This is a genomic window from Alteromonas sp. ABV2_168 (assembly GCF_056161165.1).
In genome coordinates, this window is record NZ_JBSWYQ010000005.1 from 87,771 (window position 1) to 103,587 (window position 15,817).

Here is a 15,817-nt window from a genome sequence, read left to right on the forward strand (position 1 = left end):
AGACATGGATAACGCCACTTCATCAGACTTCACTGTCGATCTGACTAATTGCGACAGGGAACCCATTCATCTGCCGGGCAGCATACAATCTTTTGGTTGTCTGATTGCCGTGCGCGCCGACTGGCTGATTGCGTTTTGCTCAGCCAATACTGAACATTATCTGGGTGTACCTGTGGATGACGTTGCCGGAGAACCGCTGAAAAACTGGTTTGACAAAACGACGTTACACCATATTCGTTCTTCCTTACAGTCTTCCATGATTACCGGCAGAAATGAACGGTTGTTTGCACAAAAAGTTGTGGCTACCGGACTGACTGTTGATATCTCTGTTCATCATAATGGTCTTTATACTCTGATAGAGCTGGAAGAAGTGCACAGTGGACGTAAAGCTGATGAGCAGTTTGTGCGATCTCTGCTGACGCAATTTTACCGTGCCGCCGACAGTAAAGAACTCATTGATCAGGTTGCCCAGCAAATACAGCTTATCACCGGATATGACAGAGTGATGGTGTATAAGTTCCTGCCGGACGGGGCAGGAGAAGTGGTGGCTGAAAGTAAGCAATTTAAGTTGGAACCTTTTCTTGGCTTGCGTTACCCCGCCTCTGATATCCCTAAGCAGGCCCGTGCCTTGTATGTGAAAAACCTGCTGAGGGTGATTGCTGATGTGGATGACACAACGGTGCCGGTGTTACCTGTTGTGAAGGGGACTGACAGTCAAATTGATATGTCATTTTCCATTCTGCGTGCGGTCTCTCCCATCCATATCGAGTATTTGAAGAACATGGGGGTGAAAGCCTCCCTGTCTGTTTCCATTGTCATTAACGGTAAGTTGTGGGGTTTGTTTGCCTGCCACCACTACAGCCCTAAAGTACCGTCGTATTATCAACGGACGGAACTGGAGCTTTTTGCTGAGGTATTTTCCCTGGAGTTGTCGTCGCGGTTAATGACGGAGCAAAGTGTCGAACGGGACAGAGTGCGGCATGTTCATAATCGAATTATGTCGACCATTCCGACCTCCGGTTCGCTGGCACAGGGTATTGCTGATCAGTTTCCTGTCATGCGCGACCTGATAAAATGTGACGGTATTTGCGTCATCGTAGACGGTGAAGTACGCAGCGAAGGGCATGGTCTGGAACCGGATAACCTCAAGAGGTTGTGCCGTCAGTTGAACGCACTGGCAGCCAGCGAAATTGCCGCCATTGACACTCTGGCGGATTTTATGAGTGGTTATCAGACCGATGTTCACGGCATTGCCGGTGTGCTGGCGGTCCCTGTATCAAAAAGTCCCAGAGATTATTTGCTGTTTTACCGTCAGGCACAGACCAAAACCGTAAGCTGGGCAGGTAATCCGGAAAAACCGATGGTGGCCGGGCCGAATGGCGCCAGACTCATGCCAAGGAGCAGTTTCGACGTCTGGCAGCAAACTCACAGTGACAGTTGTCACGAGTGGCTTGAGCAGGAACTTAATGACGCAGATTCTTTGCGGGTGACCCTTCTTGAAGTAATGATAAGACACATTCAGGAAAGGGACAGTATCCGTCTGCAGGCTGCACGAAAACATGAAATTCTTATATCGGAACTGAATCACCGGGTACGGAACATTCTGAATCTGGTCAACGCCATTGTGATGCAAACTGAGCAAACCGGCAGAACACTGGAAGAATTTATTCAGGTTCTCAGTGGCCGCCTGGTTGCTCTGGCATCCGCTCATGATCAACTTACTGCGTCAGACTGGACTGATATTTCATTCCGCAAATTACTGGAAACTGAAATTCAGGCCTATGTGAATTTATCTAACAGTATTGAGCTCCATGGTGAGGATGTGTTGATAGCGCCTTATGCAGCCACGCCTCTGGTGCTGGTGATGCATGAGATGTTTACCAATGCAGCGAAATATGGCGCGCTTTCGAACTCAGGTGAAAAGGGCACGGTGTCTGTCCACTGGTCTGTATCGAAGAAATCTGAGTTAATCATCCGTTGGGAAGAAACTGGCGGTCCTCCTGTGTCGCTGCCTGGTAAAGACAGTTTTGGTATGACAATGATACGGAATGTCATTCCCCATGAGCTTGAAGGCGAAGTGGACATTGAGTTTTCTCCGGGTGGCGTAAAAGCGACACTGGTGATCCCCCATCGTTATCTTGTCGTTAAAGACACCTCTGCGGACAGTGAAAATGTAGCAACGATTGAAGAACCCGATACGTCTTTAAGCATGCCGGAATATGCTCTGGTAGTCGAAGATAGTCTGGTGATTGCCCTTGATATGCAAAAAAAGCTGAAGGCGCTTGGTGTTCAGAATGTCGCTGTAGCAGGTACGCTTGCCGCAGCGCGCCGTTCTGTTGAAGGGCGCGAACCCGGCCTGGCCGTTTTTGACGTGCATCTGGGTAATGAAACCAGTTTTGACCTTATCAGACAGCTTTCGGTCAAAGGTATTCCTGCCATTATCGTTAGTGGTTATGGTGAGGATGTAGACATCCCGGATGAAATAAAGCACGTACCGGTGTTAACCAAGCCGGTTACCGGGCAGGATTTAATGACTACTCTGGCGCAAATCTTGTAAGACTGATTGACGCAGTCTTCATTCATGATTAAGAGTAATGTGTAACTTAGCGTCAACCGTCGTCTTCAGACTTATCCGGCGGTGATAACAGGAGTAGTGATGAGTTTACTGGAAAATAAGCGGGTGCTGGTGGTGGAAGATACCACTATTGCGGCAACGTATCTGGCCCGCGAACTTACTCATATGGGCGCTGAAGTCGTCGGGCTTGCCCGCTCAGAGTCGCAGGCCGTTGATATGGCGGAGGAACTCGAACCTGAACTTATTCTGATGGACATCCATCTGGCCGATGGTGGAAGTGGTATTGAAGCCGCGCGGATCATCGCCAGCAAAATTGTTGCGCCATTGATTTATACGACGTCGTTTTCTGACGACACTACATTGAGTCAGGCACTGGAAACGTCGCCATATGGCTACATTGTTAAACCATTCGATACTAAAACATTGAAAGTCAGTTGTGAAACTGCGTTAAAGCGGTTTGAACTGGAACAGAAAATCGTATTCAACAAGGTGCTGCCTGAAATTCAGCGCGAAACTGCGGCGCCTGTCAGTCGAGGTGAGGTTTTAACAAATGAAACAGAGAAGAGGCACCGACTTTCTGACGTGATCTTTGATCAGTTATCCGAAGGTGTCGCTATTATTGATGATGCCTTTATAGTCACAGAGGCAAACCGTTCACTGGCAACCTTGCTGACCAGCGATGTGTCTACCCTGAAAGGGCAGGACATTACCCGATATGGTTTTAACCATGATCTCTTTTCACGTTGTGATGAACTCGCACAGTCTGATCGTGTATACCGTCATAAATTATCACTGCGAAACGGCACGGAAGCGATGTTTCCCGCTTTTATTACCCTGTCATGCCTGGATGCCGGAACGGACAGGCAGCAATACATCCTTACGGTTTCTGACATATCAGATTTGTCCCGTGCAGAGCGTAAGCTTGAGGAGCTGGCGTTCCGGGACCCGCTCACCGGAACGGGAAACCGCAATTATATGAAGCTGTTGCTGGATGAGGTGAAATTTTCGCGCTGCATCCAGTCTCTGATTTTTATTGATTTGGATGGTTTTAAGCAAATTAATGACCGCTACGGTCATGATATTGGCGATGCGTTGCTGGTAACCTGCGCTCAACGCCTGCAGTCTGAACTGAGAAACACAGATACATTAATCCGCCATGGTGGCGATGAATTTGTTGTGCTTGTTCAGGACAACGCTGACATATTAGCGCTGACACAAAAAATGCTGGTGTCTCTGGCCAAACCTTATCATTGTCACAGTGTGCCACTTTCTGTCACTGCCAGTATTGGTGTCGCTGATTTTGATATACAGGACAGCACAGAAGATTTGCTGAAACACGCTGATATCGCTATGTATGAGGCGAAAAAGCAGGGTAAGAACCAGACTGTGGTTTATTCCTCTGACCACGAAACGGCTATTGAATACCGTTTGCTGGTGGAAGAGAGTTTGCTGGCTGCTATTAAAAATCAGGATTTATACGCCAGTTTTCAGCCTATTGTTGACCGTGAAGGCAAGGTTGTCGCTCTTGAAGCCCTTTGCCGCTGGCGGGGGAAAGATGTAAAAGACATGCAGCCGGATACGTTCATTCCTGTGGCCGAAGAAACGGGTTTGATCAACCCCTTAGGCTTAAAAATGTTGAGGGAAGTATGCATTGCAAGCGGAATGCTTGAAGCACAGGACTTAAGTCACATCAGGATCCACATTAACGTGTCGTTATTGCAGCTCAGTTCAACAGCGCTGGTGGATCAGTTTGTCACCTACTTTGCGGATTTCAATGTATCGCCGTCATCCGTGGTGATCGAGATTTCAGAGCGGGCTATAGTCGATGCCGGCGCTAAGCGTATTATCCGCGCGCTGGAAGATTATGGGTTTACTGTGGCGCTGGATGATTTCGGACATGGTCTTGTGGCCTTATCCGAATTAACGGATAACCGGGCGTCGGTGATAAAATTCGACGGTACCTGGCTTGTCAGACTGGAAGATGAACCAATGCGATTACTGGCGGCGTCGCTGGTGGATTTAAATAAGCGTTTGGGTAAATCAGTTATTTTTGAAGGCATAGAGTCTCCCGCACAGGCGGCATTTGCCAGAGAGGTAGGGGCAGATTTATTCCAGGGTTTTTTGTATGCCCGGCCAAAGTCTCTGACGGAAATCCTCAGAATGCTTGTGCCTGAAGAGGCACGTGTTACCTACTAAAGTGGTTATTCTAAAGGATTGATAGCTGCCAATGATTGCTGCGGAGTTATTGTCGTATTTTGAATGCGGGGATAGCCGAAGCAATCGGGGCAGGGCATATCATGTAACGCTTTGAACAATGCCTGCTCATAGCCGGTAGATATTGAAAATGTGCAGAATGACGGGTTGGTTTCCATCATAAACAAACAAAAATCTACCACAGGCTCATGATGAGTTAAGTAATTTTGCAGTTCTTTAACGCAGACCAGTGCTGTGTTTATCAGTGTCTGAAACTGTAAATCAATATCGGAAAACGCATTTTCAGTGATGTCCAGCCAGGGAAACTGCACCGTAATGGTTTTCTGCGATGGTGCGCCGGCAGGGAGTGAAGCCCGGTAAAAAATGAAAGCTCTTTCATTGAATGAGATACGGTGTAATGTCAGAAAGTCATCGGGCAGTAATGAACAAAACAGACTGTCTGGTGCTGTTATTTCCATGTTTCTTTGTCTTACCGGTATTCGTCTTCTAAGTTTTGCTGGGCCACGTACATGGAGATAGGAAATTTATCATAGATGTTGTTGTCGTCTCCATGCATTGAATGAACAACAAACAAGTTGTTTACCGGCACGTCGTTTGAACCGGCAAAAACATTAATAAATTCTTTTACCAGCACGTGGCTGTTAATTGTCGTCTCGTCCGTGATCTGCCTGGCCAAATCATTGATCCGGTCCAGGCATCCCATGAATTCGTCCAGTAACGAAACCAGCTCTATGCTTCGTGGCGTTTCTTTCAAAACCGACGCTCTGAAATCCGTGGGGCCACCGAGAAAGTCACGGTCGATATACGCTTTGATTTCGTAGCGGCGGGCAGCGTCAGGTGAGTCAGATACAGGTTGCCCGCTTATTTCAATTTCGTGGACGCTGATCCCGTAATAAGACACATAGTCGTACAAACTGTCTACAAACCGGTAGGCGAAAGAGCGCTGATATTCAATTTCCATGCGCCGGGTGAGCCTGTTAATTTCGGAGCGGTCCTGGATGCAGGCCTGCACATGCCGTTTGATTTGTGCCGTGAACGTCCGGCCACTGAGAATATAATTATTCACCGCGGCGTTAAGTCGTGTCTTTGCGTCAATTAAGTGCTCAGGGTGAGCATTATCGAGATAGGCAGTCCCCACGGCTTTGAGCGCTTCTGTAATCAGGCCGTAATTAGTTCTGACCAGTTTAAATTTATGCCGGATAGCATAAGCTGAAGATAGACGTTTTCTTGCCCGTTTTAACTCCCGGAATTGCTCCTCATCAAGAGGCATTGAGGCTGCATGTGCCGGCGAAAGGATACAATAGGATGAGCTCATCAATACGTTACTCAGTTAACGCAGTCTTTAATCACGATTATGGAGATTAGCACGGAAAGGCGGGAGTTTATATTAGTTTCCCGGTCTCTCTGTGGGTATAATCCGCCGGAAATTATTTATGTGAGAAAATTATGTTCCCGGATACCATATCTGAAACTTTACCTGAAATTGTACAAAGCCAGGCTGCATCCTTGTCACCGGAAGAACGTACCGCGTTGTTTCTTCGTTACTCTACCAAAGCACAGTCAGTGTGGCTGGTAAAAGGAGAGGAAGGCTTCGTGATGTTCGAAAATGACGGTGCTGTGGTGTTGCCCGTATGGCCCCATAAAGATTTGATCAATACATGGGAAGTGGCAGCACACACCACATTAACAGCGGAAAATGTGGCGCTCGACACGTTCATGGAAACCTGGCTGCCCGGCATGGCTGCTAACAATACCCATGTGTGTGTTTTCCCGCTTACCAGTGACGATGCCGGCATTATCATGACAGCTTCTGAACTGGCAGACAGCCTGCAAGAAGAGGCAAAATAAAATGACCCTGCCGCCGCTTGCCGTCGGGGTCAGTGAGGCCCGTGGTTGGGATAATGTTATGCGCCACATTATGCTGGCAGGCAAGCATTTACCGGTGTTGCCTGAATCTTTACGCTCTGCCGGCAACAAAATTGCCGGTTGTCAGAGTAATGTGTGGCTGGACGTAAATACTGAAGACGGCGCCTCGCCATTTCTGGCGTGGTCTGATTCGAAGGTGATAAGAGGCTTGTTGGCGGTAATGCTTGAAAAAGCTGCTTTAAGCGGGCCGCTGACCGTTGCTGAATGGCAGGAATTCTTGCAGCAGGCAGGTCTTGAACGCTATCTCAGTGAGTCACGCACCAGTGGTTTGCGCTATGTCATTGCCGCGCTTGCTGATCTTAAATGACACGATTGTCCCGGATGCGTTCTAACACGCCGTTAAAACAATCAATATCCGGCTCGTTAACATCGCACTGAAAGGGCAGTTGCCGCGAAATGCGTTTTACCTGTTCAGTGTCATCTACATAACTATATACACAGGCATGTGTGAACAGAATTTCCGTCCATGCGGAAGGTAACGGTGAAGAGGAACGGATAAATGCATCAATGTAAGGCAATAAGTCGTATTCAGCCTCAGCAGACAAGCTGGCAATATATTTCACTGCGTCGTTGGCTTCATCTTTTAAACCGTACGCCCGTCCGTACTGGATGGAACTGACAGCTTCAGCCACTCCCTGACAAAAATATACATTGTCATCTTCCTGTGCACTGGCAGAGCAGGACAACAGGATAAGTAGTAAGGTGCTTATCAGTGTTTTCATTCATCTTTCCTGAGAGGCTGACAAGTTAAGCATAGCAACTATTGTCCGTGATGTTTATTTTTTGCCTCTATCCATTGTGACATAAATTGTGAAGCCCGCAGTGACTGGTGCCATACCATTGCCTGCAAAAACCACTGCCGACGATCGGCGTGAAGGCGGTTGCGACGGTCATCAACTTCATCAAGGAGCATTCGCTGGTGTTTTACTGAGTCAAAATGACTGGCCGCAAAACGTTTGCCATCTTCTGACGCTTTTAACCATAGATTTTCATCAGTATATAGTGTGACAGCAGATTCAACAAAGTCTTCGTTGGTATGTGTAACCATACCGGGCCAGGTTTTCTGCTCACCAATCCCTTCTGCACCGGTTGTTGTGGTTACAGAGGGCGTACCGCATTGCATGGCTTTCACCAGTTTTCCTTTTACGCCCGCGCCAAATCTTACGGGGGCCAGCATTATCCGGTGAGATGCAATGGTTTCATCTGCATTCTCAGCCCATCCCCTGACGTGAAATCCTCTGGCCGGATTATGTAAAGCCATTGCCTTCTTAGGAGGATACGCGCCGTATATATTCAGGTTAATGCCCGGCAGGCGCTTTCTGACAGCCGGCCAGATCTGTTGTAGCTGAAGTACCGCATCCCAGTTCGGGGCATGCCGGAAATTACCGATAAAAACAAAATCTGAGCGGGCATGGAAGTCTGGCAGAGGTGTCCGGCACCCGGTCGTAAGCAGCGGCAGGTGCAGCAATTGCTCCCGGGGGATCGGGAAATTGCTTTGCAGCCAGTTCAACTCCTGGTCAGAAATGATCAGCGTCAGATCACTGCGCAGAATGGCGGCCACTTCCCTGATAGTCATATCATTGAATGTGCCGGGAAAATTGTCTGATTTGTTGCCGCTTTTAACCTGCTCGTGACGCTGATGTCTGAGGCTGTGCAAGTCTTCCGTATTTAAAATGTGCATTGCGTCCGGGCAAGCGCCGCGCACTCTTGCACTGAACTGCTCTTCAGTCATAAAGCGGTCGAACACCACCACATCCGGCGAAATAGCGGCAATACGCTCATCGAAACTGCTGCAATTCAGTGCCACACTTTCTGTCGTCAACCCGTCTAAATCCAAATCGGCGCAATGCTCAGACGCATTGGCGGCAGTCATAAATACTACCCGCCAGCCATCACTCAGGAAGCCGGTGATAATACCCATCATGTTCTGTCCCGCTGCTGAAGAGTCAGGCTCAGGCCACACAAAACCGATAATCACAGCCACAGGCCGGGAAGATGAAAACGCAGTGCTCACAAGGTGTTCCGCTATCAAAAGACGGTATGTTACCAGACTCGGGGCAGGGTATGCATTTTAAGACTTATGTATCTGGTCATACGTCGTCTCTCTTATACCTTTACGTTAAACTTCAAATAATTCCCGGGCCCGTATTATTTAAGGCCTTAAACTGAAAAAGTGTGGCATGTTACGATTTCCTGGCCTATACATGTAAACAGCGAGCTGAAAAAAGGAACGCCTGCTGAACAAGGTCTACAGGATATTGCCGGAGTATTGTTGTGATGAATGCACAAGATATTGCAGAAAAAGCGAGTGGGGTGTTTGTACTGCCTGATGCAGTGACCCGGTTAAAAGAGTGTATGGATGACAACGCAGCCAGCATTGATGATATTGCTGAAATCATTGCTTTTGACCCGGGGCTTACCAGCCAAATGCTGAAAGTCGCTAACAGTGCGCTGTACCGCTTCCCCAATAAAATTGAAACCATCAGCCGTGCACTGCAAGTCATCGGAACACGATCAGCCTACGACCTTGCGCTAGCTTACGGTATTACCCACGCATTTAGTGATATCAACGCCAAAGTTATCGATCTGGACAAATTCTGGGAGCAGAGTGTCAGTTGCGGCTTGCTGGCAAAATATTTTGCTGAAAACAAACGTATCCGCGAACCTGAGAAACTGTTTGTGTGCGGTTTGCTGCATAACATCGGAGAGCTGGTGATAGCATCAGAGATGCCTCAGGAAGCGAAACGATGCCTGGCTTTCAATGCCAGAGTCAGTCCCGCTGAATTGCAAAAAGCCATTCTCGGCTTTACCTATGCTGAATTGTCGTCTGCACTGGTGCAGTGCTGGGGGATCCCTGAATCAATCTATCGTCCGGTATCGTTGATCCACGACGTCGACAGCGGAGTGGACGATTCCGATACCCTTATTCTGCAACTCAGTTACGTGCTGGCTCTGGATAACGTAAATCCTGAGGTGTATCCGAGCTATCACAACCTTTCGCCGGAGCTGCACGACAGACTGGCGTTGAAGCGGGAAGACCTGGAAGATGCGCTGGATATCACAAACCTGCAGTGTATCAGTGTAATGTCACTGTTTAATCCGAACTCATTTATTCTGTACTGACCGCCGGTTTCCACCGGCGGCCGCCTTCTGCTAATCAAATACCGCCACCGTTTGCCTGCTAAGGGCAACAACATCATTATGACTGTTCCAGATGGTCGCTTCTGTGTGACCGTATCCGTCTGCAGCCTGACGGGTATGTACCTTATAAGCAAACCAGTCTGTACCACTGACCTCGTGATGAGGGTGAATAAATTCAAGATTCCAGCTCACAGTACTTGCCGGTGCAGGCCATCGCAGCATCTGCAGTAAAGTAGGAGGCCAGGCATCGATCATAGTGATCAAATGTGCATCACTGATGCTTTGAGGCGCTTTCTTAAAACGCATGAAACCGTGGTAATGGCTGCCTGATTTTCCTGTAAAAGGCATGCCGCCATCGTCGATAGCCAAATCAAAATGCTGGAAAAATTTAGGCGTGACCTTAGGTATTTGCGGGATAAATTTTGCCTTTTGTGGCCAGGGCATTTCGTGGGTTTCAACATTGTCTACCCGAATCTTTGAGGTCCGTGCCATGCCGAAGCATGCCTGTACAAACACACATGTCTGACCGTTTTGTATAATCTGACCCGTATACTGGGATACGTTTTTACCGGTACGCAGGCAGGTGACCAGAATAGTAAAGGGCTCGTTAAGTAATAAAGGGCCGACAAAGTTAGTGGTGTAAGAGCGTAAAACACGGTCATCATGAACCTGTGTTGAAATGGCCTGATAGGCCATGCCGGCAGAGATGCCGCCAAATGCAGTGCGGCCCTGAGCCCAGTCCTTTGGTATGATTAATGGTTCACTCTGCCATTGATTTTCGGCGATAGCAGACATTCCCGGTACAGCAAGTAATTCATCTACGTGCATAATTCTTCTGGTCGGATGAGTTTTGTTGTATCCTAGCAGAGTTTTTACACTTCGCCAATTTAACGGTTTCATGAAGAGTCCGGACGACTTATGACAACAATTCATTTTGCCCATGCAAACGGGTTCCCGGCAGCAACATACAATACCCTGTTTTCAGCTTTACCGGCAGACTGGAACGTGCTGGCAAATCCTCTGTTTGGCCACAAGCCAGAATTTCCTGTAGCCGGTAACTGGCAAAAACAGGTTGATGAACTTGTCTGGTATCTGGATTCGCAGGAGCAATTCCGGCCTGTCTGGCTTGCCGGTCATTCATTCGGGGCTATGCTGTCTTATATGACCGCATGCCGTTATCCGCAAAGAGTAAAGGGGGTAATTATGCTGGATCCCCCGATGGTGTACGGGGCTAAACAATGGCTGGTGCGCGGGGCGAAGAAACTTAAATTGATGGACAGAATCACGCCGTCACGGCTTGCGAAAATTCGCCGGACGCACTGGCATAAGGATGATGATCTGGAAGGATACTTTGCCGGTAAAGCTCTGTTCAGAAATATGGATAAACGCTGTATCCGGGATTATGTGGCCGCCGGCACGGTGAAGGACGGAGAAAACCGCAGACTGACTTTTGACAGACAGGTAGAAGCCGAGATCTTCCGTCATTTTCCCCATAATCTGCACCAATTTTCAGGCAAATTGCAGTGCCCGGGGCTGATGGTTGCCGGTTCCGGATCGGATGTGGCAAAACCGTCAGACAGAGCCAGATTCGTTAAAGACAATGCTCTGGAATTCCGGATGTTCGATGGTGGTCATATGTTCCCCCTCGAACAACCGGAAAAAGTCGCTGAAATCATTACAACCACGATTCAGCGCTGGCAGGCGGGCTAACCCCCTAAACCACCAACAGGCATGCCCAGCATTTCGCGGGTTACCAGTACAACACCTTTATCAGACACACGGAAACCCCGGGCGCGGTCTGCCTCATGGTCGTAGCCGATAACAGTGCCTTCGGGCACCACACAACCCCGGTCAATGACGACTTTCTTCAGCCGGCAGTTACGCATAACTTCAACATCAGGCAGGATCACCGCTTCTTCAATGGTGCTGTAAGAGTGCAACCTGACATTTGAGAAGCACAGACTTCTGCGCAGCGTTGAACCGGAAATAATACAACCGCCTGACACGACGGAATTAATGGCTTCACCCCGTCTGCCGTCTTCATCCCAGACGAATTTCGCAGGGGGCAATTGCTCCTGGTACGTCCAGATTGGCCATAAACGATCGTACAGATTCAGTTGCGGCACCGGCGCAACCATTTCCATGTTGGCTTCCCAGAAAGAGTCAATAGTACCCACATCGCGCCAGTAAGCCTGCTCATCACCGGATGTTTCAAACGGGTAGGCAATTACCGTATGGTCTTTAATGATAGAAGGGATAATGTCTTTACCGAAATCACGTTGAGAGCCTTGTTTTTCAGCATCACGACGCAATTGCTCGAACAAAAACTCTGTATCGAAAATATAATTACCCATAGATGCCAGACAGCGAGTGCTGTCACCGGGCAGAGGAGTAGGGTGTTCAGGTTTTTCTTCAAAGCCCAGAATACGCATATTTTCGTCAACCGACATAACGCCAAATGCCCCGGCAGCTTCCTGAACCGGTACCGACATACAGGACACCGTCATTTTTGCGCCGCTTTCAACGTGGCGGGCAATCATCGGGCCGTAGTCCATACGATAAATATGGTCTCCGGAAAGGATCATCACATATTTGGGTAACTCATCGCGGATAATATCGATGTTCTGGAAAACTGCATCTGCAGTCCCTTCATACCAGCTATCGGAAAACCGCTGGGATGCTGGTAGAATCTCGACGGATTCGCCAAGTTCTTTTTTAAAGTGTCCCCAGCCCCGCACCAGGTGGCGGATGAGTGAGTGGGATTTGTACTGCGTTACCACACCAATCCGGCGGATACCGGAATTAACACAATTAGATAACGGAAAATCGATAATGCGAAATTTGCCGCCAAAATAAAGGGCAGGTTTTGCCCGCCAGGTAGTCAGTTCATGCAGTCTTGACCCCTTGCCGCCGGCAAGAATCAGCGCGTAAGTGTCCCGGGTCAAATTACTGATATAGCGTGAACTGTTATCAGCCATGTTGGTTCTCCATTTTATCAGCACGTTACGGCTGTGCCTGAAAGACAAAAGCAAAAAGTAACATTTGGACAACACTGTCACAAATTATTAACTCCATATTACACAAGATAAAACTTAACGCCAGATAAGGATTTTTATGCCGGCTAAATTAACCAGAACCCCGGTGATTTTCGATCACGACGGCGGTATCGACGATTTATTATCTCTGATGCTTTTACTGACAATGGACCATGTGGATCTGTTGGGTGTGACGATTACCCCAGCAGATTGCTATCCGGATGATGCACTGTTAAGTACCTTAAAAATTTTAACGCTTACCGGTAACGGGCATGTGCCGGTAGCCACCGGCAACATCCCGGGGCCAAATCCGTTTCCTCCTGAATGGCGGGCTCAACCGAGGGTTTGTCACAGCATGCCGGAAATGCTGCGGACACAGGAAATCACAGATAATGTGCAATCTGTCGCGGCTGATATCTGGATTGAGGAAACGTTAAAGCAGGCAGAATCACCGGTAACGGTGCTGATGACAGGGCCGTGTACGAACTTATCTGCAGTTTTGTCTCGCCAGCCAGCTTTACAATCCGCTGTCAAAGAAGTGATTTGGATGGGTGGTGCCATTGATGTGAAAGGAAATGTGGCAATGCACGACCACAATGGTACCGCAGAATGGAATGCTTACTGGGATCCCTGTGCCACCCGTACGTTAATTCAAAGTGGCGTTAATGTGTGTCTGGTTCCTCTGGACGCCACCAATGCGCTCCCGGTTGACCGGGCGTTCCTGGTCCAGCTTGCGCAATCACGCACCCCGGTGGCGGATCTGGCCGGGCAGTTCTGGGCCGCAACGGTCACTGCAATCCCATCTTACGAATTTACCTATTTCTTGTGGGACATACTGGCGACGTCCATCGCCGGATTACCAAAAACGGCTTTTTCAAAGACGTCAGGGTATGTTAACGCATCTGTATCGACCCCTGATGCAGGGCGCATTTTCAGATGTGAAGAAAGTGAAGGGCACAAAGTAAACTGGATTGACCGGGTTGACGCAGATGCCGTCAGAAAATATGTCGTTCAGCAATTTTCCGGGACGTTTGACACATTTCCTGCTGCAAATGTTAATTAAGTGTTATATATTTTGAGTGAATATCAACACGGAGATTCAAAATGGCGTGGCTGAAAAAAACGCTGGTGACAATAATAGTGCTCATTTTCGTGCTGACAGGCATCGGGTTTCTGTTACCTTCAGATTATCATGTCGAACGCAAAATCATGATCAATGCCGCGGCTGAAGACATTTATCCCAATGTGGTTAATTTAAAGGCATGGCCCCAGTGGGCAGTGTGGTTTATGCGTGACCCTGCGATGCAGGTTTCGTTCAGCGGCCCTGACCGGGCCATCGGCATGCAAACGGCCTGGCTCAGTGAAACTCAGGGCGACGGTGAGATGGAGATTACCGGTTTGCAACATAACCGCGTGATGACCTACCGGCTCTATTTTCCTGATTACGAAATGGGGTCGACCGGTGAATTTACACTGGAGTCTGTTGAAGGAGGCACGCTGGTTACCTGGAGCGACAGCGGGGATATGGGCATGAACCCGGTAAACAGGTATATGGGATTGATGATGGATGGCATGATCGGACCTGACTTTGAACTGGGGCTCGAAAACCTGAAAACCGTTGTGGAAAATCAGAGTTAGTCCGGAAACCTGAGTATATAAACTGATCCGATAACCGGAAGAATGGTGTTCATGGCGGTCATTACATGCGATATAGTGAATGTTACGACCGCCACGGAGTCTTACTGCGTTGTACCCGAAAAATAAAATCCTCGTCATCGCCTCACTGGCTGCTAACAAACTGGCGGATTTGCTGATATCCGCTAAAACAACGCTGCCTGCATTACTTTTGTCATTGTCTGCGCCTGTATGGATGATTAGCTGGCTGGTACCTGCGAGAGAATCCGGTGCTTTACTTCCACAGGCATTTATCGGTGTTTTACTGCGGCGTTATCCTGCAAGGCATCAGGTATGGCGTGCCGGCATGATCGTGCAGGCGCTTTCTGTGACCGCAATGCTACTCAGTGCGCTGTATCTCGAAGGCGTCGTGGCCGGTTCGGTGGTACTGGGCAGCCTGATACTGTTGAGCCTTGGACGGGCTGCCTGCTCACCGACCATGAAAGACATCCAGGCGGACGTCGCTGATAAAGGAGAGCGGGGCGATTTACTGGGGATAGCTTCCACTGTGTCAGGTGTACTGACACTTTGTCTTGCTGTACCGCTAATTTATTTCAAATCAGCACTGGGACAAACCGTTGTTCTGGTGATTATTGCACTGGCTCTTGCCGGGTTTGTCGCAGCGTTGTTCATTCTGTTGCCGGTGAAAACCCGGGTCAGTGTCGAAAACAATCAACAGGACAGCTCCGGTTTTTCTTTTTCTCAGTTTGATAGTGTGGTGTACCGTTTCATCGCAGTCAGAGGCCTCTTTGTACATTCAGCGTTAGTCGCGCCGTTTTTTATGCTGGAAGGCGATGCTGACAGTCAGTCGCTGTTACCGATTTATCTGGCTGCTCAGGCTGCTGCAACCATGCTGTCCTCGCTGGTTTGGGGCAGGGTGGCAGATAAAAGTGCCAAACTCACCCTTCAACTGGCAGGAATACTGGCTGTCCTTGCCTGTGCTGGTCTGCTCATGTTCAGCATTGACAGTCTGTGGTGGCCAGCCGGCCTATTTTTTTTGCTATCCATTGCCCACACCGGTGTGCGTACAGGCCGGAAAACCTACAGTCTGGATGTGAAGGAGGGGCAGCAACGCACGGAACTGGTGGCCTTCTCGAATACCGCGATTGGTATTATTTTGCTGTTATTCGGGGCCGCATATGCTGCACTGGGAGAGGTCTTGCCTTTCAGTGTCGTTTACATCATGGCCGGTTTTCTGATTGCCGGTGTAGTGACGACACTGATTTTACCGCAGGAAAAAGCGCCGGACTGA

15 protein-coding genes are annotated in these 15,817 nt (G+C 48.8%); 9 read left to right on the top strand and 6 right to left on the bottom strand.

What is annotated here, in order from left to right; genetic code table 11:
• The first annotated feature begins 4 nt into the window (after positions 1–4).
• Together ACXAH4_RS09490 and ACXAH4_RS09495 are read left to right on the top strand one after the other, a co-directional pair.
• The gene (locus ACXAH4_RS09490; RefSeq protein WP_474881654.1) at positions 5–2,557 is read left to right on the top strand and encodes an HWE histidine kinase domain-containing protein; all 2,553 of its coding nucleotides are present in this window, start codon (positions 5–7) and stop codon (positions 2,555–2,557) included.
• Between the two features lie 99 nt (positions 2,558–2,656).
• Complete coding sequence (locus ACXAH4_RS09495; protein ID WP_474881656.1) at positions 2,657–4,771, top strand: two-component system response regulator; 2,115 nt, start codon at positions 2,657–2,659, stop codon at positions 4,769–4,771.
• A 5-nt stretch (positions 4,772–4,776) separates the two neighbouring features.
• On the opposite strand, the gene ACXAH4_RS09500 is transcribed toward ACXAH4_RS09495, so the two are convergent.
• Together ACXAH4_RS09500 and ACXAH4_RS09505 are read right to left on the bottom strand one after the other, a co-directional pair.
• Positions 4,777–5,247, bottom strand: coding sequence for a hypothetical protein (locus ACXAH4_RS09500; RefSeq protein WP_474844369.1), 471 nt, complete (start codon positions 5,245–5,247; stop codon positions 4,777–4,779).
• Between the two features lie 11 nt (positions 5,248–5,258).
• Entirely contained in the window at positions 5,259–6,104 is an 846-nt protein-coding gene (locus tag ACXAH4_RS09505) for a hypothetical protein (protein WP_474881657.1), read from the bottom strand.
• 131 nt (positions 6,105–6,235) lie between these two features.
• On the opposite strand from ACXAH4_RS09505, the gene ACXAH4_RS09510 reads away from it, so the two are divergent.
• Positions 6,236–6,637 (top strand): DUF2750 domain-containing protein, encoded by a 402-nt coding sequence (locus tag ACXAH4_RS09510; RefSeq protein WP_474881658.1) that lies wholly within the window; start codon positions 6,236–6,238, stop codon positions 6,635–6,637.
• A 1-nt stretch (position 6,638) separates the two neighbouring features.
• Positions 6,639–7,022 carry a SufE family protein gene (locus tag ACXAH4_RS09515; protein WP_474851320.1) on the top strand — a complete coding sequence of 128 codons (384 nt, stop codon included), beginning with the start codon at positions 6,639–6,641 and terminating at the stop codon, positions 7,020–7,022.
• Here the strand turns inward: ACXAH4_RS09515 and ACXAH4_RS09520 are convergent.
• Positions 7,015–7,437, bottom strand: coding sequence for a hypothetical protein (locus tag ACXAH4_RS09520; RefSeq protein ID WP_474844365.1), 423 nt, complete (start codon positions 7,435–7,437; stop codon positions 7,015–7,017). The two genes, ACXAH4_RS09515 and ACXAH4_RS09520, sit on opposite strands and share 8 nt — an antisense overlap.
• Positions 7,438–7,475: 38 nt before the next feature.
• Complete coding sequence (locus ACXAH4_RS09525; RefSeq protein WP_474881660.1) at positions 7,476–8,729, bottom strand: glycosyltransferase; 1,254 nt, start codon at positions 8,727–8,729, stop codon at positions 7,476–7,478.
• Between the two features lie 263 nt (positions 8,730–8,992).
• Between ACXAH4_RS09525 and ACXAH4_RS09530 the strand changes: the two genes are divergently transcribed.
• A complete protein-coding gene (locus ACXAH4_RS09530; protein WP_119501574.1) occupies positions 8,993–9,838 on the top strand; it encodes an HDOD domain-containing protein in 846 nt (281 codons plus the stop codon).
• Positions 9,839–9,868: 30 nt separating this feature from the next.
• Here ACXAH4_RS09530 and ACXAH4_RS09535 read toward each other — a convergent pair whose 3' ends face one another.
• Positions 9,869–10,684, bottom strand: coding sequence for an acyl-CoA thioesterase (locus ACXAH4_RS09535; protein ID WP_474844530.1), 816 nt, complete (start codon positions 10,682–10,684; stop codon positions 9,869–9,871).
• 90 nt (positions 10,685–10,774) lie between these two features.
• On the opposite strand from ACXAH4_RS09535, the gene ACXAH4_RS09540 reads away from it, so the two are divergent.
• Positions 10,775–11,566, top strand: coding sequence for an alpha/beta fold hydrolase (locus tag ACXAH4_RS09540; protein WP_474844363.1), 792 nt, complete (start codon positions 10,775–10,777; stop codon positions 11,564–11,566).
• On the opposite strand, the gene glgC is transcribed toward ACXAH4_RS09540, so the two are convergent.
• The gene (glgC, locus tag ACXAH4_RS09545) at positions 11,563–12,834 is read right to left on the bottom strand and encodes a glucose-1-phosphate adenylyltransferase (RefSeq protein WP_119501571.1); all 1,272 of its coding nucleotides are present in this window, start codon (positions 12,832–12,834) and stop codon (positions 11,563–11,565) included. The two genes, ACXAH4_RS09540 and glgC, sit on opposite strands and share 4 nt — an antisense overlap.
• A 136-nt stretch (positions 12,835–12,970) precedes the next feature.
• On the opposite strand from glgC, the gene ACXAH4_RS09550 reads away from it, so the two are divergent.
• The 3 genes from ACXAH4_RS09550 (at position 12,971) to ACXAH4_RS09560 (ending at position 15,817) form a co-directional block, all read left to right on the top strand.
• Positions 12,971–13,954 carry a nucleoside hydrolase gene (locus tag ACXAH4_RS09550; protein WP_474844362.1) on the top strand — a complete coding sequence of 328 codons (984 nt, stop codon included), beginning with the start codon at positions 12,971–12,973 and terminating at the stop codon, positions 13,952–13,954.
• 41 nt (positions 13,955–13,995) lie between these two features.
• The gene (locus ACXAH4_RS09555; RefSeq protein ID WP_119501569.1) at positions 13,996–14,529 is read left to right on the top strand and encodes an SRPBCC family protein; all 534 of its coding nucleotides are present in this window, start codon (positions 13,996–13,998) and stop codon (positions 14,527–14,529) included.
• Positions 14,530–14,608: 79 nt separating this feature from the next.
• Positions 14,609–15,817: an MFS transporter gene (locus ACXAH4_RS09560; protein ID WP_474881662.1), complete on the top strand. Its 1,209-nt coding sequence runs from the start codon at positions 14,609–14,611 to the stop codon at positions 15,815–15,817.

What these genes read in the sequence shown, in the direction of transcription:
- ACXAH4_RS09490 (WP_474881654.1), top strand. Translation starts at nt 5, where the DNA reads ATGGATAACGCCACTTCATCAGACTTCACTGTCGATCTGACTAATTGC.
- ACXAH4_RS09495 (WP_474881656.1), top strand. Translation starts at nt 2,657, where the DNA reads ATGAGTTTACTGGAAAATAAGCGGGTGCTGGTGGTGGAAGATACCACT.
- ACXAH4_RS09500 (WP_474844369.1), bottom strand. Translation starts at nt 5,247, where the DNA reads ATGGAAATAACAGCACCAGACAGTCTGTTTTGTTCATTACTGCCCGAT.
- ACXAH4_RS09505 (WP_474881657.1), bottom strand. Translation starts at nt 6,104, where the DNA reads ATGAGCTCATCCTATTGTATCCTTTCGCCGGCACATGCAGCCTCAATG.
- ACXAH4_RS09510 (WP_474881658.1), top strand. Translation starts at nt 6,236, where the DNA reads ATGTTCCCGGATACCATATCTGAAACTTTACCTGAAATTGTACAAAGC.
- ACXAH4_RS09515 (WP_474851320.1), top strand. Translation starts at nt 6,639, where the DNA reads ATGACCCTGCCGCCGCTTGCCGTCGGGGTCAGTGAGGCCCGTGGTTGG.
- ACXAH4_RS09520 (WP_474844365.1), bottom strand. Translation starts at nt 7,437, where the DNA reads ATGAAAACACTGATAAGCACCTTACTACTTATCCTGTTGTCCTGCTCT.
- ACXAH4_RS09530 (WP_119501574.1), top strand. Translation starts at nt 8,993, where the DNA reads ATGAATGCACAAGATATTGCAGAAAAAGCGAGTGGGGTGTTTGTACTG.
- ACXAH4_RS09535 (WP_474844530.1), bottom strand. Translation starts at nt 10,684, where the DNA reads ATGCACGTAGATGAATTACTTGCTGTACCGGGAATGTCTGCTATCGCC.
- ACXAH4_RS09540 (WP_474844363.1), top strand. Translation starts at nt 10,775, where the DNA reads ATGACAACAATTCATTTTGCCCATGCAAACGGGTTCCCGGCAGCAACA.
- glgC (WP_119501571.1), bottom strand. Translation starts at nt 12,834, where the DNA reads ATGGCTGATAACAGTTCACGCTATATCAGTAATTTGACCCGGGACACT.
- ACXAH4_RS09550 (WP_474844362.1), top strand. Translation starts at nt 12,971, where the DNA reads ATGCCGGCTAAATTAACCAGAACCCCGGTGATTTTCGATCACGACGGC.
- ACXAH4_RS09555 (WP_119501569.1), top strand. Translation starts at nt 13,996, where the DNA reads ATGGCGTGGCTGAAAAAAACGCTGGTGACAATAATAGTGCTCATTTTC.
- ACXAH4_RS09560 (WP_474881662.1), top strand. Translation starts at nt 14,609, where the DNA reads ATGTTACGACCGCCACGGAGTCTTACTGCGTTGTACCCGAAAAATAAA.